The following is a 25,440-nucleotide window of genomic DNA, read 5'->3' on the forward strand; positions in this document are numbered from 1 at the left end:
CCGCGTCGGCGAGAACCAGATGCGCACCCTCCTCCAGCAGACCCGCCCCCTGCTACAGCGACACGGCCACCACAGCGACCCGCTCCCGGTCCGTCCTATCGACCCCAGCGAACTCGCCCGCTACGTCATACACGCAACGACAACAGACGATTGACCCGACACGCACCAGTAATTTCTCGACGGTCCCTCGATGGGATTTGTCGTGCGCAGGTGCACCCAGTGCTCGGCGGGGAAGTCGTAGAACGCGAGGAGCTCGTCGGCCTCGGCGGTGACCTTCTTGGCCGCTTTCGGCCACTTCGCTCCGTAGGCGCGCTCGAAGTCCTTGATCGCCTTCTCGGCGTGGTCGCGGCCCTCGGCGTTGTAGATCTCCTGCAGGGCCCTCTTCGCGCCGGGCTGAGCCGACTTCGGTAGCGCGTTCATGACATTGCGGACCTTGTGAACCCAGCACCTCTGGCGCCTGGCCTGCGGAAATACCTCTGCGAGCGCCCTCCACAGGCCCATCGCGCCGTCACCGACCACGAGTTCGGGATCAAGCATGCCGCGTCGGCGGCAGTCCCGCAGCAGATCCGCCCACGATTCGCTCGATTCACGCAGCCCCTCGGCCAGCGCAATGAGTTCCTTGCGGCCGTCGGGGCGCACGCCCATAAGGACCAGGACGCAGGAATGGGCCTGGCCGAGGCGGACCTTGGGGTGGACACCGTCGGCCCACACGTAGACGTAGTCGGAATCCACAGGTCGCGGGCCTGGAAGGCAGTGTGGTTCTCGGCCCACTGCTTCGTCAGCCGGGTCACCGTCGCCGGCGAGAGGCCGGCCGAGGAACCCAGGAACTGCTCCATCGCGGGCACGAAATCCCCGGAGGACAGTCCGTGAAGGTAGAGCAGGGGCAGGACATCACTGACCTTCGGAGACTTCCGGCACCACGGCGCAAGGATCTTCGACGAGAACCGCTTGCGCTCACCAGTCTCCACGTCAACACGCTTGTCATTCACGCGAGGCACCTTCACCGCGACCGACCCGGCGGCGGTGGTCACCTTCCGTTCACGATGATGACCGTTGCGGACCACCAGACCGCGGCCGACCTCGTCCCGCTCACCAGCCAACTCCGCTATGTACTGGTTGACTTCGGCCTCCAGGGCCGCGGCGAGCATCCGCCGGGCACCCTCGCGGACGATGTCGTCCATCAAGGATCTGGTCTCCGTGGTTCCATCGTTGTTGACTACGCTGAGCACGGGCGTGCCTTCCCAACCCACGATACAACGCAGGCATACTCGGTGACCATCAATCGATCACTCGGGAAGGTACGCCCTCCGCGTTTCGCGAGGCACCTCTCCCAAGACCGATCCACAGGTCCTGAGCATTGCTCCTCCCAGCAGGTTGGGGGCATGCAGCCGTCGCCTCGTGCCGCGGTCTGTATGACGTGGGCTAGGTGCTCCGGTGTTGCCTCACTGCGAGGTACGAATCCCGCCACCCCGCAGCCCACGGCCCTGAGTACGGCCTGTTCCGAGAAGTCGGCCACGATGAGGACGGTGCGAGTGGTGCTGGTGCGCCGGGTATGGCGCAGCAGCACCAGCACGTCGTCGCTGACGGCGTCGGCCACCATGACTGTCACCTGCGGGTCATCGGAGGGATCGTCGCCTACCACGAGGTCGATCTCGGGGCGTGTCCGCAGGTGCGTGCGAACTCCCGCTTCAGAGACGGGGTCTCCGGTAAGAACCGTGACCGTGGTCCGGGTGCTGCCGGCGGGAGATCCGAATAGTTCTCATTGGTGGCCTTGCTCCAGTTGTGCCTTGGTTTGACGCGACAGCAATGAACCGTCAGGTCCGAGTGGCTGCCCTTCCCGCAGACAGACGACGGTTCCCGTTGTGGCGGCAGTGTGAAGTGCTTCCAGGGTGCGCACGTGCTCGGCGAGTTGCGTGTCATTCAGTTCGTCCAGCCCGAGAAAGGCATGCTGGTCGTGCTCAGGGCTCAGGCGGATCGGGAGTCCATCCGCGACGGTCCCTCCGTGGAAGAAGCAGTCGAGCACCGGTCCGGTGCCGCCAACATTGACGCGGTGGTCGACGCCGATCAGCCTTGGGACCGAACTCATCTCGATGCCGGTCTCCTCGTGCATCTCCCGACATGCCGCTGTCAACGGATCTTCGCCGTGATCGAGCATCCCGCCCGGCAACCACCAGCTTCCGGCGCTCGGCTGTCCGGGGGCGTAGCGCAACATGAGCATCCGGCCCTGCTGGTCGAGGAGTACGACGCAGGACGCGATGAGTGCCTGGGGCTGGGTCTTGACCCACTCCTCGCGGGGCATCCAGGTCGCCTTGGCGGGCTCGCTCGGGGCGTCGGTTGATTCCGTCGCGCCGCTGGGTTTCTGGTTCAGCACAGGGGGACTCCTCATTTCTGTCCGGGTTCGCTCTGGAGTGCAAGCGCAAGAGAATTCGACCGCCGAAGAACAGGCCGAACTCCCTCATGAGGGAGTTCGGCCATTCTGCTGAGGGTCAGGTCCAGCCGTGTTCTGTCATTGCTCTGCCGTCGCCGTCCAGGTACCCGAGGAGCCCTTCCCTGGGGTATTCGATGATGTCCTCGGGTAGGTCGTGCACGGTGTGCCACTCCAGAACCAGGCACTTGTCCGGTTCCCGGTTGACAGGCTCTCCGGTCCACTCGGTGGCCAGGAAGAAGAACCCGATGCGTTCGACGGTGTCGCTCTGCTTGTGGTGCACGACGTGCACCAGGCGCAGGTGTGCGGGGTCGACCGATACCCCGGTCTCCTCCATCAGCTCACGGGCGGCCCCGTCCGGCAGGGGCTCGCCCTGATCGAGCTTGCCGGACGGCAGGTGCCAGCGGCCGTATCCGAATGGGCCGCCGCGTTGGGAGAGCAGCAGCTTGTCGCCCGTGCGGAGGATGACGTGGGTATCGATGACGGGTTGTGCGAGTTGCGGTGTCATGGTCCCTGAGAGGTTGTGGACGGTGATGGGGCAGTCGACGCTACCGGCGGATCAGGGATCGCGTCGGCGATTGTGGCCGCAACCTCCGTAGGGGTGGCGGTGCCGGTGTCCACGACGAGTACCGGCACGTCGGCCGACCGGAGGGTCTGAGCGGTCTGGTCGTAGAGGATGACTTCGCGGCCGGGTGCGGTTGGGTCGCGCCGCGTCGAGCACTCCTACGTTGAAGCCGGCCTTCTGTGCGTACGTGGCGATGTACGCCATGCCCAGTACCGGCAGGGTGTAGTCGTTGGTCCGCGGGCGCTGGTCGTAGTCGCGCAGCGGCGCGTTCACGAACAGCGCGTCGAGTGCGTGCGCCGGGTCAGCACCCGAGATGAGGGCTAACTGCTGCATCGATCCTCCAGGTCAGCGGGCATGGGAGCCCCAGGTGAGGGTGGAGAGGGTCAGGGTGTGCAGAGCAGTGCTGTCGGGACCGGCCATGCCGGTCCACATCGGGCGGAACACCTTGTCCTTCTTGCCCGGCCAGAGGTAGGCGGGCGCGATCTGCGCGGCCCAGGTACGCACGGCGAGGTCGTCGTGCGGGTAGACGCTGAAGTCACCGGTGACGTCGGCCGCGGCTGCCGCAGCAGTCCACGGGCCGATCCGGGGAACGCTCGTCAGCGCGGCAACCAATTCGGGGGCGTCCATACAGAGCCAGTCGACGGCGTGCAGCTCGTAGTGTTCGGCGGCGGCCTGCAACACGCTGCGGTGGAACTTCGCTCCGACGGCTGCGAACCGTTCATCACCCAGCGCCAGCACCTGAATGGGCGTGGGAGCGACGGCAAGCTCACCGAAGGGGTTGTCGACTGTGGTTCCGTAGGTCTTGCACCAGGCCCGGTAGAGCTTGCGGGCCTGCCCGGCCGCTGCCACGACGGTGACAGCATCACCACCCCGGTGAACGGCCTCCCGCCGAACACGCCGATCTGTGGCGCCGCCCCGAGAACCGGACTACCGCTCACTTCAGCGTAATGTCCTCAGCGAGCCCGACGCCCGCGTGATCGACCAGGCGGCCCGCGGCGGCGAGGTCCTGAAACCGTGACGTCGTCTGGCGTCCGGCGCTACGGGCCCGTGGCCTTCAGAAGCCCTTCCTGCCGTCAGTCCGCGTGGCCCGCGCCGCGCAGCAGCAAGCCGAGTGAGGGCATCGCGGACAGGCTGAGCAGCAGTGTGGACCAGAACCAGAAACGCACCCATGTACCGGGGACAGGCAGAAGGATCGCCAGCACGGCCGGATACAGGACCAGCAGCCACCCCAACCGCCGCTCCGCTCTGGACTGTTGGTGCAGCCGCCTGGCTGCCCCCTCGCCCTGCCCGGTAGCCCCACAGGTGATCAGTCTCAGCCCGTCGGCGATGGTCAGCCGACACGTATGCGCGAGCGCCCCGATCATCGTGAGGAGCAGGGCGAGCCCCAGTAACTGGGCCCATTCGGGCACTCTGGGATGGCCTGATGTGGTGACCATCAGCATGGGCACCGCGAACAGCACGGTGCTCAACGCCTCGAAGGCGAAGAGCCGGGTGGCCGGGGTACGGTTCAGTGCTGTGGACACCAGCGACTCCTTGGACAGAAGTCTCCGGTGGACGCAGGCGCAGCCGATCGCTCGGGGGCGGCGTGAATTCGTCATGACCCCGGCTGCGCTTCGCCGACGCCCACGCGGTCGGACCCGTCGGAGATGTACTGGTCCGGCGCGACGCGCGGTGCCGTCAGTACGTACTCACCCGGGTCGATGGCTCGGGTTCGGCGGCGAAACCGCCAAGTCGACGCGGGCCAGATGGTGGTGACACGGCCCGTGCGGTCCTGGTACCAGCCGGAACAACCACCCGCGGCCCAGACGGTGGGGGCCATCCGGTTCTGCAGTTCGGCGTTGTACGCGTGCTGCGTCTCCGCGCGCACGTCCACGGAGCCCAGACCGCGGCTCCGCATCAGCCGCAGGGTGCTGACGAGGTAGTTGATCTGCGACTCGATCATGTAGATGAGGCTGGTGTGTCCCACGCCCGTGTTGGGTCCTGCCATCAGGAACAGGTTGGGGAATCCCGCGACGGTCGTTCCGAGGTGTGCCTGCGGGCTGCCTTGCCAGACCTCGTTCAGGGACCGTCCGTCACCACCTATGACGCGCTGCGCGTAGGAGGCGTCGGTGACACGGAATCCAGTTCCGAAGATCAGTACGTCCACTGGATGCGCGGTGACGGCGGATGCGGCACCACCGGGTGCGGCTTGCGCGCCGCCGCGCGGGGTGGTGAGGACCGTGTTCGGTCCGACGCTCGCGATCGGGTCGGTGACGACGTGGACGTTGGGTTGAACCAGTGCCGGGTAGTAGTTGTCGGAAAGCAGGACCCGCTTGCAGCCCAGTGCGTAGTCCGGGGTCAGCTTGGACCGCAGCTCGGGGTTCTTGACCTGGCGGTGCAGGTGGGCCAGTGCCTCCCGACGCCCCAGTGCGGCCATGGTGCGGTTGCCGAGCAGTGCCGGCAAAGTCGCCTCCCGGGTCATGTACTCCCAGCCTCGCGCCAGTCGCTGCACCGGCGGGGCCAGCCGGAACAGGCGACGCTGCCACGCCGGGACCGGCCGGTCCTGGCGCGGGGCGATCCATGAGGGAGTGCGCTGAAAGACAGTCACCTGCTGGGCCGTGCTCTGCAGGTGAGGGATGAACTGGACGGCGCTTGCGCCGGTGCCGATCACGCCCACCCGCTTGGCCGACAGGTCCAGGTCGTGCTTCCATCCGGCGGAGTGGAACGCTTCTCCGGTGAAACCTTCCAGACCGGGCAGCGAGGGGATGGCCGGCTCCGAAAGGGGCCCTTGGGCCATTACCAGCAGCCCGGCGCCGAGTGGTCCGGTGCTGGTGTCCAGGTCCCAGCGCAGCCGCTCAGGGTCCCAGGTGGCGCGCTGCAGCTTGCAGCCGAGCCGAAGGCGGGGCGTCAGGTCGTATTGGTCGACGCAGCGCTTCAGGTACCGCTCGATCTCTTCCTGAGGCGCGAAGCGCCTGCTCCAGGTGGGGTTGGGTGCGAACGAGAACGAGTACAGACGCGAGGGCACGTCACAGGCGCACCCGGGATAGGCGTTGTCCCGCCACGTGCCGCCGACCTCATCGGCCCGCTCCAGTATCAGCAGGTCGCGGTAGCCCTCCTGCAGCAGCCGGATGGCTGTGCCGAGGCCCGCGAATCCCGCGCCGACTGCAGCAGCCGGATGGCTGTGCCGAGGCCCGCGAATCCCGCGCCGACGATGACGACGGATACGTGTCCGGGTGAGGCGCCGGCTGCTTCGTGCGGGGCCGGGTTCGTGGTGTGCGGGTCGGTCATGATCCTTCTCCATTCAAAAGATTGCTCTCATCGTTTACGATCGTATGCGCTACGATCGTATCTCACTCGATGAATGGAGTAGGCGAATGAGGATTCTGGCTCTCGGCGGCCCCGGAGCTATGGGTGCCGTAGCGGTACGTGTGGCGGCCGGACTCCCCGGCGTCACCGAGATCGTGGTGGCCGACCGGAATCTGGAGGCGGCCCGGACGCTGGTGCGCCGGCTCGTCGAGGACGGCACGGGTGGCGCGCCGTTGTGGGCGCTCAAGGTGGATGTGACCGACAGCGGTGCCCTGCACGCCGCTCTGGAGGGTGCGGACGTCGTCCTCAACACCGTCGGCCCGTACTACCGCTTCGGTCTGACCGTGCTGCGTGCCGCGATCTCGACCGGCACCCACTACCTGGACATCTGCGACGACTGGGAGCCGACCCTGCAGATGCTCGGCCTGAATGAGGAGGCCCGGGCCGCCGGGGTCCGTGCCGTGGTGGGAATGGGCGCCAGCCCCGGTGTCAGCAATCTGCTGGCGACACGTGCCGTCCGGCAGCTGGACCATGTCCAGGATCTGTACACCGCATGGCCCGTCGACGTCTCCGGCAGCGGTGGGGACGACGAGCAGCTGAGCGACCCCGACGGGCGCCCCAGCGCGGCCGCCGTGCACTGGATGGAGCAGATCAGCGGGAAAGTGGCGGTGATCAGCGACGGCCGGCTCGTCCACCGGCGGCCACTCCGGCCGGTCGCCCTCTCCGTATCCGCCGGACACGCCGGCACGGCCTACACCGTCGGCCACCCCGAGCCGGTCACCCTGCACCGCAGCTTCCGACCGGCCGGCGAGGCCGCCAACCTCATGGTCGTCACCCCGGGCACGGTGGCCTACCTCGACGTCCTGCGCCGCGACATCGACGCCGGCAAACTCACCAACGAGACCGCGGCAGCCGACCTGGCCAAGCCCTCGGTGTCCCGCGCGCTGCGGGCCACTGCGGGTGCCATGACCCGCAAGGGGCCCGGATCACTGCCCCCGTTCTTCGCCACCGCCACGGGCACCCGCGACGGCCGCCGCGTCACCGCCCTGGCCCGGCTCGCCGATACACCCGGCGCCTCGGCGCTGCTCAACGACATGGCGGAGGCAACCGGTCTGCCCCTGGCGCTGGGGCTCGCGCAACTACTGGACGGCACCGGTGGCCACCTCGGCGTCCACCCGCCGGAGACAGCCGTCGACGCCGAACGCTTCTTCCTCGACCTGGCACGCCACCTGCCCGACCTGCCCGGCGACGACGGCCCTCGCGACGGCGTGACCATCGACGTGACCCCGGCCGAGTGAAACGCCACAGGAGATACGACGTGTCATCAAAAGAAGCCACCACGCCCCCCACCGAGTTCATCGACGTCGCGGGACGTGCCGTCCACTACACCGCGACGGGCAGTGGCCCCCCGGTGCTCCTGCTGCACGGCCTGGACCGCAGCCTGGCGGACTGGGCACCGCTCCAGGCCGCCCTGCCCGACCACCGGCTCATCGCGATCGACGTCCCGGGGTTCGGCCGGTCGCAGCCCCTGCCGGACTGCCGGCTCGCCTCACTGGCCGGGCACGTCGAGCGAGTGCTCGACCGACTCGGCCTCGCGTCCGCCGTGCACGTGGTCGGCAATTCCCTCGGCGGCGCCATCGCGATGCAGCTCACCGCGCATGCCCCCACGCGCGTGTCCTCACTGACGCTGCTCAACAGCGCCGGATTCGGCCGCGAGGTCACCTGGGCGCTGCGAATCCTCGACCTGCCGCTGCTCTGGCGGCTGCTTCTGCGCCCCGACGAGGGGAACGCACAGCTGACGGAGCGTTTCCTCTTCCGTGATCCGGACTTCGCGACCCCCGAACGGATCGCCGCGGCACTCGCTCTCGCCCGCCGCGAAGGAGCCGCCCGGACACTGCGACACGTGGCCCGCGAGCTCGGTACCTGGCGCGGCGTACGTTCCAGCTGGCGCACGAAGCTGCTCGCGGAGGTCTCGGCGCTCGATACCCCCACACTGGTCGTCTGGGGAACCCACGACCGCATTTTCCCCGCCCGCCATCTCATCAACGCCGCGTCCACCCTGCCCCGGGCACGCACCCACCTCTTCCCGCGAACCGGTCACCTGCCGCAGATCGAGCGCACTGAAGAGACAGCCGCCCTGCTCAGCTCGTTCTGGAACGACCTGTGAAGCGCGTCGCGCGAGGCCTTGGCGGCGGGTGCAACGCGCAGGTCCCGACCCCGGATCGCCTTACACGCGCCCGCCGGTACGCCGCCTGGTTGCCCCAGTCCGGATCGGAGGGCGACCACAACGATCGGCCTCGCCTCGCGGCCCCCGATCAGGACCTGGTCGAGGTAGTCGGCATCACTCTCAGTGCCCATGAGCGAAGGTACTCTTTTCCGTAAACGATCGAATCGATTCCGATCGCTCCTCGATTCAGCACCCCGACGCAGCACCTTGATCAACTATCTCGACGACGCCCGAAAGGCCCACCACCCCATGCCTGGAACGGATTCACCCCGCACTCCGGAACCAGCCGTCCAGGTCCCCACCCGGACACTCGTCGAGGCACTGATCCGCACCGACCACACCGTTGACACCGGCGAGCTCTACGCCATCGCCCCTCTGCTCGGCATGACCGACCAACAGGTGCGGCTGTGCGTCAAGCGACTGGTCACCGAAGGGCGGTTCACCCAGGAAGGCAGGGGACGCAAAGCAGTCCTGCGGGCCACCGGCGCCACCGAGCAGACTCTTGGGCCCGACGTCGAGTTCGTCACATACGCCTTCCGGCAGGACGCGGGCCTAGTCTCCTGGGACGGCACCTGGCACCTCGTCGCCTTCGCGGTCCCGGAGACCGCCCGCTCCGCACGCGACGCCCTGCGAGCCGCACTTACCCGGCTCGGCGGTGCACCCGTGCAGGGCGGCCTCTACATCAGCGCCAACGCCTGGGAGCCCTACGTCGAAGACCAAGCCCGTCACCTCGATGTCCTCAATCACCTCACGCTGTTGACCACGGACAACCTGCGCCACGGCAACGAACACGACCCCGCCGTAATCGCCCGCACCCTATGGCCACAGGACGAGATCGCCGACCGCTACCAGCGACTCGCCTCCGTCGCCCGACCGCGGCTGCGCCGACTCCAGGAAGACACCCACCTCCCCAGCCCCCAGCGCCTGACGATCGCGGTCGAACTGGCCGCCGAATTCACCCGCGCCATGGAGTCCGACCCCCTCCTGCCGCCGGAACTGCTGCCCCAGCCCTGGCCCGGCACACAGGCCCGTGAACTCGTCGCGCAATGCTGGTCGCTCCTGGACAACTACACAGAGGAGAGCGAGCGAGTCAGCCTTTTCCAGCTCTACCGCGACGTGATCCGCCCAGCAGCTGCCGACAACTGAGGCCCGCTGCGCCGACTGGCTCGGACAGGCCCTCGGCGTTACGCCGACGCAAGCCGCGATGACCCCACGGGACAACCGGACCGACCCACCCTTGTCCCCCACCGCCAGGGCGGCCAGATGGTGCGGTCTGAACACTCCGAGAAGGAACTGGCCGCCCTCGCCGAGCGCCCCTACGTCCAGCAGTCAGACCAGCTGCGGGCCAACGACTACACCGCGATGAACGAGCGGCTGGCTGTTTTCCTCGACCGTTTCGCCGCGGACTACGCCAGCCGCTGACCCGCACCGGGCACCGCCCGGCGCTTTCTCCCCACAGATCCGGACACAGAGTCCGCCGGCCCCGGCGGGCCCTGGGAACTGGAGCAGAGAACATGGCACCACCCTGCACGACTCCAAAGACGTCCTCGTCGGTCGTGCCGAACAGCAGATGCGCGAGCACTTCGCCGACTCCGAACTGACCGTACGGCAGAAGCCGGCCCTCACCTGCCGCATCGCCTTCGACGGCGGCCACGACTCAGGACTCGCCGGCCAGATCAGCACCCGCGGCCAGGAGACCGGCACCTACTACACCCAGCGCCTGGGCCTCCGCTTCGACGAGATCACCGAGGACAACCTCCTCCTCGTCGACGAAGACCTGAACGTTCTGGAGGGCGGCGGCATGCCCAACCCCGCCAACCGCTTCCACTCCTGGATCTACCGGGCACGCGAAGACGTCAACTGCATCATCCACACCCACACACCGCCGCGTCGCTGCACACCGCCGCGCTTGCCATGCTCGAAGTCCCCCTGATCGTCTTGGACTCCACCCCCCTCTACGACGACTGCGCCTTCCTCAAGGACTGGTCCGGCGTCCCCGTCGGCAACGAGGAAGGCGAGATCATCTCGAGCGCCCTCGGCGACAAGCGCGCCATCCTCCTCGCCCACCACGGCCAGCTCGTCACCGGCGCCACCATCGAAGAAGCCTGCATCCTGGCGATACTCATCGAACGCGCCGCCCGCCTGCAGCTGCTCGCCATGGCCGCGGAAAACATCCAGCCGCTCGACCCCGACCTCGGCCGCGAGGCCCACGACTGGACCTCCACCGACCGCCGCAGCAAGGCCAACTTCGCCTACTCCGGAGGAGAACCACGCCTTCTTCTCCGCGGCCGACCGCTACCGGGCCCGCCCGAACCGTCGAGGAGCTCCCGGACCAGCGCGCCGACCTGCTCGGTCTCCAACAGGAACCCGTCGTGCCCGTACGGGGAACGGGTGACCCGCTCCGCCCGCGACGCCAGTCGCGCCCTGGCTGCCGGGTGAGGAGACGGTCGGCGCCCACCGGGGCAGCTAGGAGGGCGTTGCCAAGGTGCTGGGGGAGGACGTCGGGCTGGTGCTCTGCGACGGTGTCCCGCTCTGCTCGGGAGCCTTCTCCTTGTCGTTGGTTCCGCACGCGCTGAGGGCGGCCGCGAGGGCGAGCACCGCCACGCTCACCTTGAGGGTGTTCCGACGTGAAGTTCCGCAAATGCGGGACGACTTGATCATGCATCACTTCCTCTGCTTCATCGGAGTCCGGGCGATCTGGACCCGCGATTCAGTGTACGGATGAGGAACGGACGGGTTACGCGCACCGACGGAGTTCGGCCATTCTTCGGCGTAATGGCCCAATCACCGCCGATCCGGCGGCACCCATCGTTCCGCGGAGAGAGTGAACTCGCTTATGTCGATGCGTACGTGTTTCACTCGGTCGAAGAGGCCGTACTGTCGCGCGTACGTGAACCCGAGGTGCTCCAGCAGCCGCGCCGAGCGCGTGTTGCGTACGTCGCACTCGGCCACGGCGGTCCGCAGCCCCTGGCCGAACAGCTCGGTGAGCACGCCGCGGACGGCCTCGGACGCATAGCCCTGCCCCTGCCGGGCGCGGGCGATGCTGAAGCCCAACTCGGCTTTCAAACCGCCCGGATGCCGGTTGACGGCGATATCGCCGATGAGGCGCTCGTCCTGCTTCAACTCGACCGCGTAGGGAAACCAGCCCGGACGGGTGGGATCGCGGCGGGCGTATTCGGCGACGAGGCGTCGCGCCAATGCGAGAGGCAGGGGGAAATCCCAGTTCTGATAGCGGGCGACTTCGCTGTCCGAGCGATAGGCGGCGAAATCGGCAACGTCGGAGGGAAGGAAACGTCGGAGGCGGAGCCGTGAGGTTTCGATCTGCACCGGACAAGGATTCCAGGGTCGATCGTCCTTGGGAAGCATTCCCGGGGAAGGGCCAAGACCGGTGAAAAGGCGGCCCCGCCTCCGTCGCGCCGCCGACGTTCGTGACGGCGGCGCGACGATGCCGGGCGATCAGCCCTCGGTCCGGCTGTGGCCCTTCGCGAACCGGGCCAGTCCGGCGCGGGCCTGCAGGATCTGCTCGCCGGTGAGCGACGGGGCCGACGTAAGGAGGACCTCGGTTGCCTCCCGGATGAACTCCTCCGTGCTGAGTACGTCGCACAGGGAGTCGTCGAACGGGGCCGCCGGCTTGCCTTCCGTTCCCGGGGCGAGACGGACCGCGGACGCCTTCGGCCCGCGGTCGCCGTTCTCGATCTCGAACTCCACCTTCACACCGGGACGCACGTACTCCTCGGCCACGTGCATGTCGTTCACGTGCAGGAACACGTCGTCCCTACCACTCTCCGGCGCGATGAACCCATAACCCCGCACACTGTCAAAACGCACCACACGACCAGCGACCATGACATCTCCCACCGGAATCGGGCCCATTGCCCATCGGGCCCCTTGCCCGCGGGTTCCGCTGGGGAGCGTAGCCGCGAGCGTGCCGGCGGAGCGAGGCCCGTCGGTGAACGGGCCCCGTCACGTCAGGTGCCGCACCGGTAAAGGGTGCCCTCCGTGTCCTCGTCGTTCCCGCCGAACGCGGAGGCCGGTACGGCCGTGCAGTCGGACTTCACCCAGGCGCGTACCTCGTCGACGGCCTCGTTCCTCTCGCCCTGGGTCTGTGCGTATCCCTGCCAGCCGTCATCACTGAGCAGGACGAACCGCAGCTGCCCGGTGGACACCAGCTTCTTGACCTCCTCCGGCGCGGGCATCGGCGAGCCGCCGCTGAATCCGCCCATCGGCAGCACGTAGGCGCCGGTGGCCAGGATGTAGTTCCAGGACATGACGGCGGAGTCGTTGGCGAACACGAACTTCGCTCCCTTGCTGTGCTGTTGGGTGTACGCGAGCAGCTTGTGCTGGCTGTCGGTCAGTACGTCCGACTCGTTGAGCGATGCCGAGGCGGCGGCCGAGCCGCTCGGCGCGTTGCCCACCCCCACGACGTTGGCCGCCCGGCGCACCGCGCTGCCGCCCGTGGCGAACGGGCCGGCCGACGCGTCCATCGCGCTGCCGGCGTACAGCGGATCGAGTACCGACAGGGACCAGGCGGCGGACCCGCCGAACGTGGCGACGAGTCCGGCCGCCAGCCCGACGACGGCCAGCCGGCTCGTCCGCCGGTTCTTGCGGTGGGCGACGACCAGCGCGGTCACCGCGACCGCGCCCGCCACGATGAGCAGCCAGGGCAGCCAGGGCAGGAAGTCCGGATAGAGGAAGCAGAGGAAGGCGCTCCACACCATCTCCACCGCGATCACGGCGGGCAGCACCCGGACTCTGCGGCCGTCCCGGTACGCCTTCCAGAAGGCCACCAGCCCGGCCCCCGACAGTGCTGCCAGAGCGGGAGCGAGCATGGCGACGTAGGCGGTGTGCGGCACTTCGATGGCGCTGAGCACCAGGGCGCTGATGGCGAGCCAGCCGCCCCACAGGATGAATCCGCCGCGCAACCGGTCGGTGCGCGGGACCTTGCGCCGCCAGCCGGCACAGAGCACCAGGCTCGTCAGCGCCAGCGGGTACAGCCAGCCCACCTGCGGGGCGAAGCGGCTCCCGAGGAGCTTGCCGGGGACCGATCCGCCGCCGGAGGGTCCGGTGTCCGGCGGGGTGCCGGGCGGGGCCGCCGGGTCCGGTGCGTCCTGGCCCTGCGGGGGGCCCACGGTGTCGTTCATCTGGCTGACCGAGCCGTCGATCAGGTCACGGGAGAAGCGGTTGAGACCGTTGTAGCCGAACACCATGCTGAAGGCGCTGTTGTTGGTGGTCCCGTCCACGTACGGCCGTTCGGACGCCGGAGTGAACGTCAGGACGGCGACCCAGGACAGGGAGACCGCGAGGGCGACCGCGCCCGCGGCCAGTACGTGGCCCACGCGCCGACGCAGCGGAGCCGGTGCCACCACGAGGTAGCCGATGGCGAGGGCGGGCAGGATCAGCCACGCCTGCAACATCTTGGCCTGGAAACCCAGGCCGATCCACACCCCGGCGAGCAGCAGCGGGCGCAACCGGGCGCTGAACATGGCACGCTGGCAGGCGTCGGCGGCCAGCACGAGGCACATGGTCATCGCCCCGTCGCCCATGGAATGCCCGAACATCGAGGCGACGGCGGGGGTCAGCGTCATGATGCCCGCGGCCAGCAGACCCGGGACGACGCCCGCCCAGAGACGGACCACCCGGTAGAGCACGAGGACGCTGATCACGCCTTCGATGGCCTGGGGGAGCGTCAGCGACCAGGCGTGGAAGCCGAAGACGCGCGCGGACAGCGCCTGCGGCCACAGGAAGCCGCCGAGCTTGTCGAGGGTGACGGTGGCGCCGGGATCCAGGGCGCCGAAGAAGAAGGCCCGCCAGCTCTCCGACATGCTGCGGGCGGCGACCGAGTAGAAGGGGGCGTAGCCACTGGTGGTGATGTTCCAGGAGTAGAGCAGGGCCGCCAGGGCGGCTATGCCCAGCAACGCGGGTCTCGCCCACCGGGGCTGGTCCGCGGGGGACTTCCACACCTCCCAGCGTCCGCGCCCCTCGGCCGAGGGCGGATCGTGCTGCGGTGATCGTGCGTCGGCGAGGTCCAGTCCGGTACTCATGCCGGTCCGCATGCGCGGTAACGTGATGTGTCCATGGCGGAAAGCTAGAGCGTTCGTCACGTTGTCCACCACGCCAAGCGGAAGCCGCCGTACGGATCCGGCCGATCAGCGTCCCTGCCATTCCGGTTTCCGCTTCTCGGTGAACGCGCGGGGCCCTTCGACCGCGTCCGCGCTGTGCATACGCCGCTGCTCCCACGGATAGCGGGCCGCGAACGCCGCTTCCAGGGGCAGCCCCACCGACCGGGTGGCCGCCTCCTTGATGGCACGGACCGACAGCGGAGCGCTGCGCACCAGATCGGCCACCCACTCCTCGGCGCAGTCGTCCAACCCCTGCGCCGGTACGGCCTCGTTGACCAGACCGAGCGCGTAGGCGCGCCGGGCGTCCATCGGGCGTCCGGTGAGCAGATGACCCATCGCCGTCTTCCACGGCAGTTGCCTCGTCAGCCGGAACACGCCCCCGGCCCCCGCGATGAGTCCGAGAGCGGCCTCGGGCAGGGCGAAGCTCGCGTCCTCGGAAGCCACCACGATGTCGCAGGCCAGCGCGAGCTCGAACCCGCCACCCAGGGCGTAACCGCGCACCTTCGCGACCACGGGCTTGCTCAGGTCGAAGCGCTCGGTCAGCCGGGGCCAACCCGGTTTGCCCCGGCTTCCGAACGTGGAGGGCGCGGCCAGGCCGGCCCTCTCCCTGGCGGCCAGCTCCTTCAGGTCCTGACCCACGGAGAACGCGCGCGTGCCCTCGCCCGCGAGGAGAGCGACCCACATGTCGTCGTCCGCCTCGAAATCGTCCCATATCTCGCCGAGTTCCTCGTGCATGCGCAGGTCCATGGCATTGAGGACATCGGGCCTGTTCATGGTGACCCGGGCGACGTGGCCGGTCTTTTCGTAGCGCACTCGCGACAGATTCTTCATGACGGGCACTGTAGAGATCTTTCAGTGCCGGGGCGGGTCCGGCGGCGCGCCCGAATGTTCAACCGGAGCACGGCCGCAGTTGAACGAGCGTACCCACCGGAAGCGAATATTGATATTCGGTGCACGGCCGGGTCATAGTGCAAAGGCGAGCGCGATTCGCGCTTTCTGCGCCGGTCCGTGTTACCCGAGCAATGTGCAGGAGGGGCAGTGCTTCAGCTCACCGATGGTGACGTGGACGAACTCATCGAGGAGGTCGATGTCGTAGGTGCCGTACGTGAGGTCTTCCTCGCGCACGCGGCACAGCGCACGGTGCTCCCGGAGGAGGCCTGCCTGCGGTGGACCAACGACCTGGGTGAATCCTGTCGCAGCCTCAACATGCCCGGCCTGGTCGAGATCGACGGCAGACGGTTCGCTGGCGCGAAGATCATCAACGCAAGTCTGGGTAACCCGGACCGCGGTCTGGCGCGTGCCGACGGCGTCGTCCTCCTCTTCGACCTCACCACCGCCCGGCCGGTCTGCATCATGCCGGCGGCCCGGGTGTCGGCCGCGCGCACCGCAGCGGTGAGCGTGCTGTCGGCGGAGCTCTGCTGGGCCCGCCCCGCACGCTCCGTCGCGGTCGTGGGTGCCGGAGCGCTCGCCGACGCCCATCTCCGACTGGCGCTGCGGCGATGGCCGTCCCTGCGTGACGTCCGGCTCCACGACCAGGTCCCCGAACGGGCGGCGCTCCTCGCCGAACGCCTGGGAGCCGACCATCCCGGAGTCGCCTTCGACGTCACCAAAGCGGCTGAACAGGCCGTACGAGAAGCAGAGTTGGTCATTCCCGCCACGACCACGACGACCGGCTACATCCCCGCGGAATGGATCGCCGAGGGGGCCGTTGCCGTCAACGTATCGCTGGACGACCTGCTCCCCGACGTGTTCACGACCGCCGACAAGGTGATCGTGGACGACTGGAGCCTCGTCGCCGCCGACACCACACGGCTGCTCGGCAGGATGTACCGCGACGGCGACGTACTGCCGCCCCCGCGGAGCCGTGCCGCCGGTGCGGCGGGCCCCCACACCGTGGAGGTCGCCGCCGAACTCTGCGACATCATCAGCGGCACCGCCCCGCCCCGCACCTCCGCCACCGACCGCATCGTGATCAACCCGTTCGGGATGTCCCTGCACGACGTGGCGGTCGCGGGCAAGATCTACACGGCACACCTCGGCACGGCACCGACTCCCCTCGCGGGAGCCGCCGTGACCTGACACGGCCAACTCCTGCTTTGACCGGCGATGTACCCGCGCGGAAGCGCCCATCGCCCGGTGAGGAGTGCGAACCAGCGTTCGCTGCGGCAGCGCAGAGCACACAGCAGCAATCCCATGTGCGGATGTCGATGTCGAAGGATCGCGACCGGCGGTGCCCTTGAGGCGCACCGCCCGGTCAGCACCTTCTCAACGGGCCGGAGAGAAATTCTCGATGGCGTATCCGAAAAGCAGTCATCCCCAGCCAGCCAGAGTACGGAGAGGTAATTCCAGCATGGAAAGACTGAAACTCGACGCGGCCGAAAACAGTGCCGTCGCCGAACTCCTCGACTCCTTCGAGGGCGAGTTCGAGACACTCGATACCGAGGACGCACTGCACCGGGCCACGTTGCTCGCCCACGAACTGCCCCGCCGGATACGGCACCACATCAACGCCTTCCGGCTGGAACAGCTCTCCGGAGTGCTGTGCATATCCGGCTACCAGGTCGACGAGGAGCGGCTCGGCCGCACCCCCGCCCACTGGCGCGGTCAAGCCCAGCCGTCGCCGAGCCACCGCGAGGAACTCCTCCTCATGATGTACAGCTCGCTGCTCGGCGACCCCTTCTGCTGGGCGACCCAGCAGGACGGACGGCTCATCCACGACATCGTCCCGATCCAGGGCCACGAACACGAGCAGCTCGGCTCGAGCAGCAAGGCACTGCTGACCTGGCACACCGAGGACGCCTTCCACCCGCTCCGGGGCGACTTCCTCTCGTTCGCCTGCCTCAGGAACCCCTACCAGGCGGCCACGACCGTCGGATACGCCGACGACCTGAGCCTGCCCGACGACGTCAGGGACCTGCTCTTCGAGCAGCAGTTCATCATCCGACCCGACGAGTCCCACTTCAGCAAGAACAACTCCACGGACGACGCGGAAACGTTCCAGGACATCGAGAGGATGCAGAGCGACCCCGAGCGGGTGGCCGTGCTCTTCGGCGTCCCGGAACAGCCCTACGTCCGGGCCGACCCGTACTTCATGGACGTTCCCGAGGGCGACGACCAGGCCCGCTTCGCCCTGGACACGCTGTGCAAGGCGATGGACGAGGCCATGTTCGACCTCGTCCTCGAAAGCGGTGACTTCTGCTTCCTCGACAACTTCCGCGTCGTCCACGGCCGCAAGCCCTTCACCGCACGCCACGACGGCACCGACCGCTGGCTCAAGCGGATCAACATCACCGGCGACCTGCGCAAGTCACGCGCGGCCCGCGACGCCCGGGCGATCCGGCCGGGAGCCTGAACCGATGACATCCGACGCGAACAGTGAGGTCGCCCCATGAGGCTCAGGCCCGCACCCCTGGAGGACTGGCTCCGCGAGTCCTACTTCACCGCGGACATCGACATCAGCTCAAGCGGCGTCCACTCGTACTCCATGGCGGAACTCCGCGACCTGACGGCGCTGAGCCACCAGGACCTCGACCGGCTCGTCTTCGACGACGGCTACTCCCTCGGCGCCCCCGCCGTGCGGGCCGCCGTCAGCCAGCACACGGGAGTCGCCGACCCGGACAAGGTCATGACGACCAGCGGCTCCGGCGAAGCACTCTCCCTGGTCATGTCCGCCCTGCTCGGAGCCGGTGACGAGGTCGTTGCCGTCCGACCCGGCTACCACCTCCTCGTCGAGTACGCGATCTCACTCGGCTGCACGATCAAGAACTGGCACCTCGACCCGGCACGGGACTGGCAGCCCTCCCTGGACGAGCTCGCCGGCCTGGTCACCGAGCGGACCAAGGCGATCATCGTCAACTTCCCGCAGAACCCGACCGGCGCCACCGTCACCGAAGCCGAACTCCATGGCATCGTCGCCCTGGCACGTGAGGCCGGCGCCCACCTCCTGTGGGACGGCGCGTTCACCGACCTCACCTACGACACGCCACCGCTGCCCGACGTCACCACGCTCTACGAGCGGGCCGTCAGCTTCGGCACCTTCTCCAAGGCGTTCGGACTGCCCGGACTCCGCTTCGGCTGGTGCGTCGCACCCCGCGAGCTCCTGACCGACTGCGTGCACATCCGCGACTACACCACGCTCCACGTGTCGCCGCTCAACGAACTGCTCGCCCAGGCGGTGCTGGAGAACGCGCAGGCCTTCATCCAGCCCCGGCTCGACCAGGCCCGCGCCAACCGCGCGCTCCTGCTCGACTGGGCCGCCGCCCACCGCGACCTCGTGTCGCTCGCCCCGCCGGCCGGCGGCGTCAGCGCCTTCCCCCGGCTCATCGACGTCGCCGACGTGGACGCCTTCTGCGACGGACTCTTCCGCAAACACGGGGTGCTCGTCATCCCCGGATCCTGCTTCGGCAGCACCCAGCACATCCGGGTCGGCTTCGGCGGCCGGACGGACCAGCTCACCGAGGGCCTGGACCGCCTGACGGACGCCCTGAAGGAGGCCCGCCGCTGAGCCGTGCACCACCCCTCTCCCTCGCGCGAGCGATGCCCCTGTCCCTCGCGCGAGGGAGAACCCGATCACTGCGTGGAGGGACGGCCGCGCAGGGGGACGACTGCCATAATGACCGGCGTGAACCGTGCGACTGCCTGGCGTGACAGCTGGACCGGAGTGCTGCGGCGGGCCTCGCTCCTCCCGCGCAACGCCGTGTTCATCTCGACGCTGTGCGTGCTCGCCATCGCCGAATCACTCGCCGAACTGGTCGCCGTCCGCGGATCCATCCCCCGCATGTTCGCGGACACCTCGCAGACCGCCACCGACGGCAGCGCCGGCGGTGTCCAGCTCGCCATGGTCATCGGGCTGTTATGCCTGTGCACCGCACTACCCCTGGCCCTCCTGCGGCCCGTCCTCGCCGGATTCACCGTCACCGCGGCCAGCTTCGGCTCCCTCACCATCTTCCACACGCTGACGCTCGCCGGCTTCGCCGCCCAGCTGATCGCCCAGTACCGGCTCGGCCGCTGCGGAAACGTCCTGGCGGCGACGGTCTTCACCACCCCCTTCCTCGCACTCGCCCTCGCCGGATCCACGGACACCGACTACCGGGTGCGCACGGTGCTCCTCGCCTCAGTGGCCCCGATGGCCGCGTTCGCCGGCCTCGCCCGACGCGCACGACAGGGCGACCGTGAACACAAGGCCATACGCGAGGTCATGGCCGGCAGCCAATGGGAGAACGCCGCCCGCGAGGAACGCGCCCGCATCGTCCGCGAACTGCACGACGTCGTCGGCCACCACGTCTCCATGATCGCCGTACAGGCCGAGACGGCCCGCGTGGCCACCCCCGGCATGCCCGCCGCGGGCGGCGAGCGACTCCTCGGCATCGGCGACACCGCCCGCGCCGCCCTGACGGAGATGCGCCGCCTGCTCGGCGTACTACGCGAGGACGACCAGCCCGCCACCGGCGCCGAGCGGAGACCGCAACCCGACCTCACCCAGCTCGACGACCTCCTCGACGAAGCCCGCAAAGCCACCACCGGCACCATCCGGCTCATCCTCAGCGGCACCCCCCGCCCCATGGGACCGGGAATCGAGCTGGCCGCCTACCGCATCGTCCAGGAGTCCCTCACCAACGCCCGCAAACACGCCATGGGCGCACCCGTCGACGTGGAACTGCACTACGCCCACGACGCCCTGCACGTCAGCATCCGTGACAACGGCCCCGGAACATCGCCCGGAACACCCGGCGGCGGCTACGGCCTGCTCGGCATGCGGGAACGCGTCGCCGCGGTCGGAGGGCTGATCACCACAGGTCCGGCGGACTCCGGTGGATTCATCGTCGAAGCCAGTTTCCCCGCCAAGCCAGAACGGACCACATGACCTCTCCGCAGACACCCATCCGCGTCGTCATCGCGGACGACCACCTGGTCGTCCGCACCGGATTCGCCGCACTCCTCGACTCCCAGCCCGAATTCACCATCGTCGACACCGCCACCAACGGCGTCGACGCCGTCCGCGTCTGCCGCGAGGTCTCCCCGGACGTCGTTCTCATGGACATCCGCATGCCCGAGATTGACGGCATAGAGGCCACCCGGCAGCTCCTCGGCGACGCCCCCGACGGAGCGATGGTCCCCCGCGTCCTCATCCTGACCACCTTCGACCTCGACGAGTACGTCTACGACGCGCTGCGCGCCGGAGCCAGCGGCTTCCTCCTCAAGGACGCCACCGCCGAGCGGCTCTTCGACGCCGTCCGCGTCGTCGCCGCCGGAGAGGCCCTGCTCGACCCGGGGGTCACCCGCCGGCTCATCAGCGAGTTCGCCCAACTGCCCGCCAGGACCCCGGCCCGGTCGTCGTCGCCGGGCCTGGAGATGCTCACGGCGCGCGAGACCGAGGTCCTGCTGCTCGTCGCCGAAGGCATGTCCAACGGCGAGATCGCCGCCCGCCTCCTCGTCACCGAGGAGACGGTCAAGTCACACGTCAGCCGCACACTGACCAAACTGGGCCTGCGCGACCGCACCCAGGCCGTCATCGCGGCGTACGAGACGGGACTCGTCGTCCCGGGCTTCCGCAGGACCGACTAGGCGCCACGGCGACGGCGCGGCGCGGACCCGGCCCGGGGCACGGATTCGAGATCGGACACCCCTCTGGTGGTCAGCGCCGTCGCTGACGTATAAGCAGGGCGGAATTCGGCGCGTTCTCCGCGCGGTCCCTGTTCCCCCGGCCTTTCCGGACCGCGCTTTGCCGCACGCCACGGGCGTTCAACTGCGGCACCGCGTCAGTTGAAAACCACCGCCGGACCCCGGGCCCGGCGCCGCCACCGGAGCCTATTGCCACTCCAGGGCGCTCTCATGGATGCTTGCGGCCGAGCGAAGCTGTGTCGCGTAGAACACCGTGTGAGAATTCCCGTGAGGAGAAGAGCGCTGTGAGAGTGACGGTGCGGGCGCCGGACGACGGAGAGTTCCCTGACCCGTCGGAGGAAGGCCATCGAGGTGGTGGCCTGGAGGGAAACGAAGGAATTCGTCCCGGCACCATCCGGAGAATTGTTCCCTATGCAAAGCGCTATCGCTTACGGCTGGCATTTCTCGTCGGTGCTTCCGCGCTCAGCGCACTCGTCACCGCGGCAAGCCCGCTGCTGTTCGGGATGGTCATCGACAAGGGCATCGCCCCCGGCAAGATGAACATCGTCATCTGGGTCGCGGCCGCTCTTCTCGTACTCGCCCTGGTCGACGCCGTGACGCAGTACCTCCAGGCGAAACTCTCCGCCCAGATCGGCGAAGGCCTCGTCTACGACCTGCGCACCCAGGTCTTCCAGCATGTCCAGGCGCAGCCGCTCGGGTTCTTCACCCGCGCCCAGACCGGTTCGCTCGTCAGCAGGCTGAACACCGACGTCATCGGCGCCCAGCAGGCCATCACCGTGCTGATGGCCGAGACGGTCAACACCGTCCTGACCCTGACCCTGGTGCTCGCCGCGATGTTCTACCTGTCATGGCAGCTCAGCCTCGTGGCGCTACTGATGGTTCCGCTCTTCCTTTTCCCGGGGAAGATCGTCGGCCGGCGGATGCAGCACCTCGCCCGCGGAACCATGCAACTCAACGCGGAAATGGGCTCGTTGATGAACGAGCGGTTCAACGTCGCGGGCGCCATGCTCAACAAGCTGTTCGGGCGGCCCGCCCACGAAACTGCCTACTTCTCCGAACGGGCCCGCGCCGTACGCGACATCGGGGTGAAGACCAACGTCACCGCCCAGATGCTGGGCATCATCATGGGGGTCACCGCCTCCGTCACGCTCGCCCTGCTCTTCGGCTTCGGCGGGGCCCTCGTCGTCGAGGACGTCATCGCCCTCGGCACCCTCGTCTCCCTGGTCACGCTCGTCGGCCGGCTCTACACACCGATCCAGCAGCTGTCCAGCGTCCAGGCCAACGCCATGACCGCCCTCGTCAGCTTCGACCGGGTCTTCGAGATCCTCGACCTCGACCCGCTTGTCAAGGAACGGCCCGGAGCCGTCGACCTGCCCTCCGACACCGCCGGTGCGGCACCGGACGTGCACTTCGACAACGTGTCCTTCCGCTACCCCTCCGCCGACGAAGTCGCCCTGACCTCCCTGGAGTCCACCGACCTCAGCGGTCCGGAGCGGGACGACGAGGGATGGGTCCTCGACGGCATCAGCTTCCGCGTACCCGCGGGCAAACTGACCGCCCTCATCGGCCGGTCGGGCGCCGGCAAGACCACCATCACCAACCTGATGCCCCGCTTCTACGATCCCGTCTCCGGCACCGTACGGATCGGTGGCCACGACCTCCGCGACCTCACCCTGCAGTCCCTCCAGGACACGGTCGGCGTGGTCACCCAGGACGCCCACCTGTTCCACGACACCATCCGGGCGAACCTGCTCTACGCACGCACCGACGCCACCGAGCCGGAACTGATCCAGGCATGCCGGGCCGCACAGGTCTGGGGGGTCATCGAATCGCTCCCCAACGGCATCGACACGGTCGTCGGCGACCGCGGATTCCGGCTCTCCGGCGGCGAGAAACAGCGCATCGCCCTGGCCCGACTGCTCCTGAAGGCGCCCCCCGTGGTCGTGCTCGACGAGGCGACCGCGCACCTGGACGCCGAGTCGGAGGCCGCCATCCAGCGGGCCCTCAAGACGGCGCTCAAGGGCCGCACGTCCGTGGTGATCGCCCACCGGCTCTCCACCATCCGCGAGGCCGACCAGATCCTCGTGATCGACGACGGCCGGGTCCGCGAACGCGGGACGCACGAAGAGCTGCTGGCGGCCGGAGACCTCTACGCCGACCTCTACCACACGCAGTTCGCCCGGCAGGCGACCGAGAACGACGAAGTCGTCCTCGGCACGGCCGGCCCCACCGGCTGAGGTCTTGCCGCCCCGACGTCCCGACGTCCTGACGTCCTGCACCGACACGCTCCACGTGCCGCACCCGCACGACTCTGGTGCCCACGCGGATGCCGGCAGGCGGCCGCACCCTGGGCCCTGCACCCATCCCCGCCCCTGCCCTTTCTGTTCCGTTCCCTGCCCCAAATCACCCGAAGAGGAGACCGTCATGCGTACCGTCACTTTCGACTTCGAGACCCCCGAAGCCCGATTCAAGGTCCTCATCAACCACGAGGAGCAGTACTCGATCTGGCCGGCCGACCTGGCGGTTCCCGGCGGCTGGACCGAGACGGGCGTGTGCGCCTCCAAGGCCGACTGCGACGCCTACCTGGAGGAGACCTGGACCGACATGCGCCCCAAGAGCCTGCGCATCGCGCTCGACGGCGAGTAGCGGGCCGCACTGAGATGCCGCACGTATTCACCAACGGGATCCGGCTCTCCTACGAACGCTCGGGCCGCGGCGAACGAGTCCTCATGATCATGGGCTCCTCGGCCGCGGGACGGGTCTGGACCCTGCACCAGACCCCCGCGCTGAACAAGGCCGGCTATCAGACCGTCACGGTCGACAACCGGGGCATCGCTCCCTCGGACATCCCCCCGGGGAAATACACCCTTGATGACATGGTCGCGGACACCCAGGGCCTGATCGAAGCCCTGGATGCGGCGCCCTGCCGCATCGTGGGAGTTTCCCTGGGGGCGATGATCGCGCAGGAACTGGCGATCCGCTCGCCGCACCTGGTCAGGTGTGCCGTCCTGATCGCCACCAAATCGCGCTCCGACGTCACCCGTGCCGCGCTGGGATCGGCCGAACGGTCCCTGCTGCGCAGCGGGGCAACGCTGCCCGCCGAACACAACGCGGCCATGTCGGCGCTCCAGATGCTGTCCCCTTCCACCCTCAACGACGACAAAGCCGTCTCCCTGTGGCTGGAAACCTTCCGGCTCTCGGGCAGCGAGAGCTCGGTCGGGCAGTCATGGATCGATACGGACGCCGACCGCAGAGAGGCACTGCGGGAAGTTTCCGCACCGTGCCGCGTCATCGCATTCAGCGACGACTTCATCACCCCGCCACATCTCGCCGCCGAGGTCGCCGATGCGATCCCGAACTGCGATTACGTGGAAATTCCCAAGAGCGGTCACTTCGGATACCTGGAACGTCCTGACGAGGTGAACGCGGCAATCATTGAATTCCTGGACAAGAACTAGCGGAACCGCGTGGGGGGCGTCATGAACGGTGAAATTGACTACTGGCTCGACCGATCGGCCGATCTGCCGGCACTGGAGTTGCCTACGGACCGGCCGCACATGCCGAGTCGATTCACCGAGGTGGCGACCGTCGGGTTCGACGTGCCGGCGCCCACCGCGCAGCGGTTGCGCACCCTGTCCGACGCACACGGCACGACCCTCCCCCGAACGCTGCTCGCGGCGCTCACCGTGCTCATCGGGCGGTACACCGGGTCCGACGACGTGGCGGTGGTCGCGGCCGTCCCCGACGCGTCGCGTGCCACGAAGCGCTCCGGCCTCACGCTCCACCGCGCCGACCTGTCCAGGGATCCGTCGTTCGCGGAGCTGCTGGAGCGCGTACGAGAAGGCGACGTGGAGCAGGACCAGCTGCCGGAGGAAGTGCTGAGCACGCTGGCCGCCGACCACACCGGCCCGCGCAGCCCGCTGTTCCAGCTCTATTTCGGCTACACCGGCCCGGACACCGAGGCGTACCGGCTCTCCGGAGCCCTGGATTCGCAGTTCGACCTGGCGGTCAGGGTGGGGGACAGCGGCGATGGTCTGGTGGGCGAGGTGCAGTACTGCACCGCCCTGTTCGGCGCGGCGACGGTGCAGCGCCTGGCGGGCCACCTGGTGACGGTGCTGGAGGCGGTGGCTGAGGATGCGGGGCAGCGAGTGGGTGACCTCTCGGTGGTCTCTGCCGGTGAGCGTGAGCAGCTGGTGGC

Annotated in this window: 27 protein-coding genes and 1 pseudogene; 15 read left to right on the plus strand and 13 right to left on the minus strand. The window is 68.6% G+C overall.

Annotation, left to right across the window (positions count from 1 at the left end):
- Positions 1-186: 186 nt before the first annotated feature.
- The 8 genes and pseudogenes from ACIPEK_RS42660 to ACIPEK_RS42695 all read right to left on the minus strand — a co-directional run.
- Positions 187-1,229: pseudogene (locus ACIPEK_RS42660) on the minus strand (IS256 family transposase); the annotation flags it as partial.
- Between the two features lie 530 nt (positions 1,230-1,759).
- Positions 1,760-2,299 carry an NUDIX hydrolase gene (locus ACIPEK_RS42665; RefSeq protein WP_402007768.1) on the minus strand — a complete coding sequence of 180 codons (540 nt, stop codon included), beginning with the start codon at positions 2,297-2,299 and terminating at the stop codon, positions 1,760-1,762.
- 187 nt (positions 2,300-2,486) lie between these two features.
- Complete coding sequence (locus ACIPEK_RS42670; protein ID WP_402007770.1) at positions 2,487-2,933, minus strand: NUDIX domain-containing protein; 447 nt, start codon at positions 2,931-2,933, stop codon at positions 2,487-2,489.
- A gap of 51 nt (positions 2,934-2,984) precedes the next feature.
- Entirely contained in the window at positions 2,985-3,323 is a 339-nt protein-coding gene (locus ACIPEK_RS42675; protein ID WP_402007772.1) for a hypothetical protein, read from the minus strand.
- A gap of 12 nt (positions 3,324-3,335) precedes the next feature.
- On the minus strand, positions 3,336-3,839 hold the full coding sequence (locus tag ACIPEK_RS42680) for a hypothetical protein (RefSeq protein WP_402007774.1): 504 nt from the start codon (positions 3,837-3,839) through the stop codon (positions 3,336-3,338).
- A gap of 224 nt (positions 3,840-4,063) precedes the next feature.
- Complete coding sequence (locus ACIPEK_RS42685; RefSeq protein WP_402007776.1) at positions 4,064-4,513, minus strand: hypothetical protein; 450 nt, start codon at positions 4,511-4,513, stop codon at positions 4,064-4,066.
- Between the two features lie 71 nt (positions 4,514-4,584).
- The gene (locus ACIPEK_RS42690) at positions 4,585-6,099 is read right to left on the minus strand and encodes a flavin-containing monooxygenase (protein ID WP_402007812.1); all 1,515 of its coding nucleotides are present in this window, start codon (positions 6,097-6,099) and stop codon (positions 4,585-4,587) included.
- The gene (locus ACIPEK_RS42695) at positions 6,063-6,257 is read right to left on the minus strand and encodes a hypothetical protein (RefSeq protein ID WP_402007814.1); all 195 of its coding nucleotides are present in this window, start codon (positions 6,255-6,257) and stop codon (positions 6,063-6,065) included. Before ACIPEK_RS42695 ends, ACIPEK_RS42690 begins: the two co-directional genes overlap by 37 nt.
- 86 nt (positions 6,258-6,343) lie before the next feature.
- Here ACIPEK_RS42695 and ACIPEK_RS42700 point away from each other — a divergent pair, with 86 nt between their 5' ends.
- The 6 genes from ACIPEK_RS42700 (at position 6,344) to ACIPEK_RS42725 (ending at position 10,941) form a co-directional block, all read left to right on the plus strand.
- Complete coding sequence (locus ACIPEK_RS42700) at positions 6,344-7,573, plus strand: saccharopine dehydrogenase family protein (protein WP_402007778.1); 1,230 nt, start codon at positions 6,344-6,346, stop codon at positions 7,571-7,573.
- Between the two features lie 20 nt (positions 7,574-7,593).
- Positions 7,594-8,442, plus strand: a complete 849-nt coding sequence (locus ACIPEK_RS42705; RefSeq protein ID WP_402007780.1) for an alpha/beta fold hydrolase — start codon at positions 7,594-7,596, stop codon at positions 8,440-8,442.
- A 309-nt stretch (positions 8,443-8,751) separates the two neighbouring features.
- Positions 8,752-9,648 carry a PaaX family transcriptional regulator C-terminal domain-containing protein gene (locus tag ACIPEK_RS42710; protein WP_402007782.1) on the plus strand — a complete coding sequence of 299 codons (897 nt, stop codon included), beginning with the start codon at positions 8,752-8,754 and terminating at the stop codon, positions 9,646-9,648.
- A gap of 117 nt (positions 9,649-9,765) precedes the next feature.
- Complete coding sequence (locus ACIPEK_RS42715) at positions 9,766-9,924, plus strand: hypothetical protein (RefSeq protein WP_402007784.1); 159 nt, start codon at positions 9,766-9,768, stop codon at positions 9,922-9,924.
- A gap of 148 nt (positions 9,925-10,072) precedes the next feature.
- Positions 10,073-10,435, plus strand: a complete 363-nt coding sequence (locus ACIPEK_RS42720; protein ID WP_402007786.1) for a class II aldolase/adducin family protein — start codon at positions 10,073-10,075, stop codon at positions 10,433-10,435.
- 5 nt (positions 10,436-10,440) lie between these two features.
- Positions 10,441-10,941, plus strand: a complete 501-nt coding sequence (locus tag ACIPEK_RS42725) for a class II aldolase/adducin family protein (RefSeq protein ID WP_402007788.1) — start codon at positions 10,441-10,443, stop codon at positions 10,939-10,941.
- 27 nt (positions 10,942-10,968) lie between these two features.
- On the opposite strand, the gene ACIPEK_RS42730 is transcribed toward ACIPEK_RS42725, so the two are convergent.
- From ACIPEK_RS42730 to dpgD, 5 genes are all read right to left on the minus strand, one after another.
- Positions 10,969-11,163: a hypothetical protein gene (locus tag ACIPEK_RS42730; protein WP_402007790.1), complete on the minus strand. Its 195-nt coding sequence runs from the start codon at positions 11,161-11,163 to the stop codon at positions 10,969-10,971.
- 123 nt (positions 11,164-11,286) lie between these two features.
- Positions 11,287-11,829 carry a GNAT family N-acetyltransferase gene (locus ACIPEK_RS42735; RefSeq protein WP_383071754.1) on the minus strand — a complete coding sequence of 181 codons (543 nt, stop codon included), beginning with the start codon at positions 11,827-11,829 and terminating at the stop codon, positions 11,287-11,289.
- Between the two features lie 129 nt (positions 11,830-11,958).
- A complete protein-coding gene (locus tag ACIPEK_RS42740; protein ID WP_402007792.1) occupies positions 11,959-12,348 on the minus strand; it encodes a cold-shock protein in 390 nt (129 codons plus the stop codon).
- A 122-nt stretch (positions 12,349-12,470) separates the two neighbouring features.
- Entirely contained in the window at positions 12,471-14,543 is a 2,073-nt protein-coding gene (locus tag ACIPEK_RS42745; protein WP_402007794.1) for an ArnT family glycosyltransferase, read from the minus strand.
- Between the two features lie 105 nt (positions 14,544-14,648).
- Positions 14,649-15,452 carry an enoyl-CoA-hydratase DpgD gene (gene dpgD, locus ACIPEK_RS42750; RefSeq protein ID WP_402007796.1) on the minus strand — a complete coding sequence of 268 codons (804 nt, stop codon included), beginning with the start codon at positions 15,450-15,452 and terminating at the stop codon, positions 14,649-14,651.
- A gap of 207 nt (positions 15,453-15,659) precedes the next feature.
- Between dpgD and ACIPEK_RS42755 the strand changes: the two genes are divergently transcribed.
- From ACIPEK_RS42755 to ACIPEK_RS42795, 9 genes are all read left to right on the plus strand, one after another.
- On the plus strand, positions 15,660-16,700 hold the full coding sequence (locus tag ACIPEK_RS42755) for an ornithine cyclodeaminase (protein ID WP_402007798.1): 1,041 nt from the start codon (positions 15,660-15,662) through the stop codon (positions 16,698-16,700).
- A 271-nt stretch (positions 16,701-16,971) separates the two neighbouring features.
- Positions 16,972-17,973 (plus strand): guanitoxin biosynthesis L-enduracididine beta-hydroxylase GntD, encoded by a 1,002-nt coding sequence (gene gntD, locus ACIPEK_RS42760; RefSeq protein WP_402007800.1) that lies wholly within the window; start codon positions 16,972-16,974, stop codon positions 17,971-17,973.
- 36 nt (positions 17,974-18,009) lie between these two features.
- Positions 18,010-19,125, plus strand: coding sequence for a capreomycidine synthase (gene vioD / locus ACIPEK_RS42765; protein WP_402007802.1), 1,116 nt, complete (start codon positions 18,010-18,012; stop codon positions 19,123-19,125).
- 117 nt (positions 19,126-19,242) lie between these two features.
- Positions 19,243-20,484 (plus strand): sensor histidine kinase, encoded by a 1,242-nt coding sequence (locus tag ACIPEK_RS42770; RefSeq protein ID WP_402007804.1) that lies wholly within the window; start codon positions 19,243-19,245, stop codon positions 20,482-20,484.
- On the plus strand, positions 20,481-21,185 hold the full coding sequence (locus tag ACIPEK_RS42775; RefSeq protein ID WP_402007806.1) for a response regulator: 705 nt from the start codon (positions 20,481-20,483) through the stop codon (positions 21,183-21,185). Before ACIPEK_RS42770 ends, ACIPEK_RS42775 begins: the two co-directional genes overlap by 4 nt.
- A gap of 341 nt (positions 21,186-21,526) precedes the next feature.
- Positions 21,527-23,479 (plus strand): ABC transporter ATP-binding protein, encoded by a 1,953-nt coding sequence (locus tag ACIPEK_RS42780; protein ID WP_383071763.1) that lies wholly within the window; start codon positions 21,527-21,529, stop codon positions 23,477-23,479.
- A 187-nt stretch (positions 23,480-23,666) separates the two neighbouring features.
- Positions 23,667-23,888: an MbtH family protein gene (locus tag ACIPEK_RS42785; protein ID WP_383071764.1), complete on the plus strand. Its 222-nt coding sequence runs from the start codon at positions 23,667-23,669 to the stop codon at positions 23,886-23,888.
- A 14-nt stretch (positions 23,889-23,902) separates the two neighbouring features.
- On the plus strand, positions 23,903-24,700 hold the full coding sequence (locus tag ACIPEK_RS42790) for an alpha/beta fold hydrolase (protein ID WP_402007808.1): 798 nt from the start codon (positions 23,903-23,905) through the stop codon (positions 24,698-24,700).
- A 21-nt stretch (positions 24,701-24,721) separates the two neighbouring features.
- Positions 24,722-25,440: condensation domain-containing protein (locus tag ACIPEK_RS42795; protein ID WP_402007810.1), on the plus strand; the 719-nt coding region annotated here is incomplete at its 3' end.

Source organism: Streptomyces sp. NPDC088246 (genome assembly GCF_044741025.1).
Taxonomy (GTDB): Bacteria; Actinomycetota; Actinomycetes; order Streptomycetales; family Streptomycetaceae; genus Streptomyces.

Bases quoted from the DNA above. Each gene is read 5' to 3' on its own strand.
- ACIPEK_RS42665 (WP_402007768.1), bottom strand. From the start codon at position 2,299: ATGCCCCGCGAGGAGTGGGTCAAGACCCAGCCCCAGGCACTCATCGCG.
- ACIPEK_RS42670 (WP_402007770.1), bottom strand. From the start codon at position 2,933: ATGACACCGCAACTCGCACAACCCGTCATCGATACCCACGTCATCCTC.
- ACIPEK_RS42675 (WP_402007772.1), bottom strand. From the start codon at position 3,323: ATGCAGCAGTTAGCCCTCATCTCGGGTGCTGACCCGGCGCACGCACTC.
- ACIPEK_RS42695 (WP_402007814.1), bottom strand. From the start codon at position 6,257: ATGACCGACCCGCACACCACGAACCCGGCCCCGCACGAAGCAGCCGGC.
- ACIPEK_RS42700 (WP_402007778.1), top strand. From the start codon at position 6,344: ATGAGGATTCTGGCTCTCGGCGGCCCCGGAGCTATGGGTGCCGTAGCG.
- ACIPEK_RS42710 (WP_402007782.1), top strand. From the start codon at position 8,752: ATGCCTGGAACGGATTCACCCCGCACTCCGGAACCAGCCGTCCAGGTC.
- ACIPEK_RS42715 (WP_402007784.1), top strand. From the start codon at position 9,766: ATGGTGCGGTCTGAACACTCCGAGAAGGAACTGGCCGCCCTCGCCGAG.
- ACIPEK_RS42720 (WP_402007786.1), top strand. From the start codon at position 10,073: ATGCGCGAGCACTTCGCCGACTCCGAACTGACCGTACGGCAGAAGCCG.
- ACIPEK_RS42730 (WP_402007790.1), bottom strand. From the start codon at position 11,163: ATGATCAAGTCGTCCCGCATTTGCGGAACTTCACGTCGGAACACCCTC.
- ACIPEK_RS42740 (WP_402007792.1), bottom strand. From the start codon at position 12,348: ATGGTCGCTGGTCGTGTGGTGCGTTTTGACAGTGTGCGGGGTTATGGG.
- ACIPEK_RS42745 (WP_402007794.1), bottom strand. From the start codon at position 14,543: ATGAGTACCGGACTGGACCTCGCCGACGCACGATCACCGCAGCACGAT.
- dpgD (WP_402007796.1), bottom strand. From the start codon at position 15,452: ATGAAGAATCTGTCGCGAGTGCGCTACGAAAAGACCGGCCACGTCGCC.
- gntD (WP_402007800.1), top strand. From the start codon at position 16,972: ATGGAAAGACTGAAACTCGACGCGGCCGAAAACAGTGCCGTCGCCGAA.
- vioD (WP_402007802.1), top strand. From the start codon at position 18,010: ATGAGGCTCAGGCCCGCACCCCTGGAGGACTGGCTCCGCGAGTCCTAC.
- ACIPEK_RS42775 (WP_402007806.1), top strand. From the start codon at position 20,481: ATGACCTCTCCGCAGACACCCATCCGCGTCGTCATCGCGGACGACCAC.
- ACIPEK_RS42785 (WP_383071764.1), top strand. From the start codon at position 23,667: ATGCGTACCGTCACTTTCGACTTCGAGACCCCCGAAGCCCGATTCAAG.
- ACIPEK_RS42790 (WP_402007808.1), top strand. From the start codon at position 23,903: ATGCCGCACGTATTCACCAACGGGATCCGGCTCTCCTACGAACGCTCG.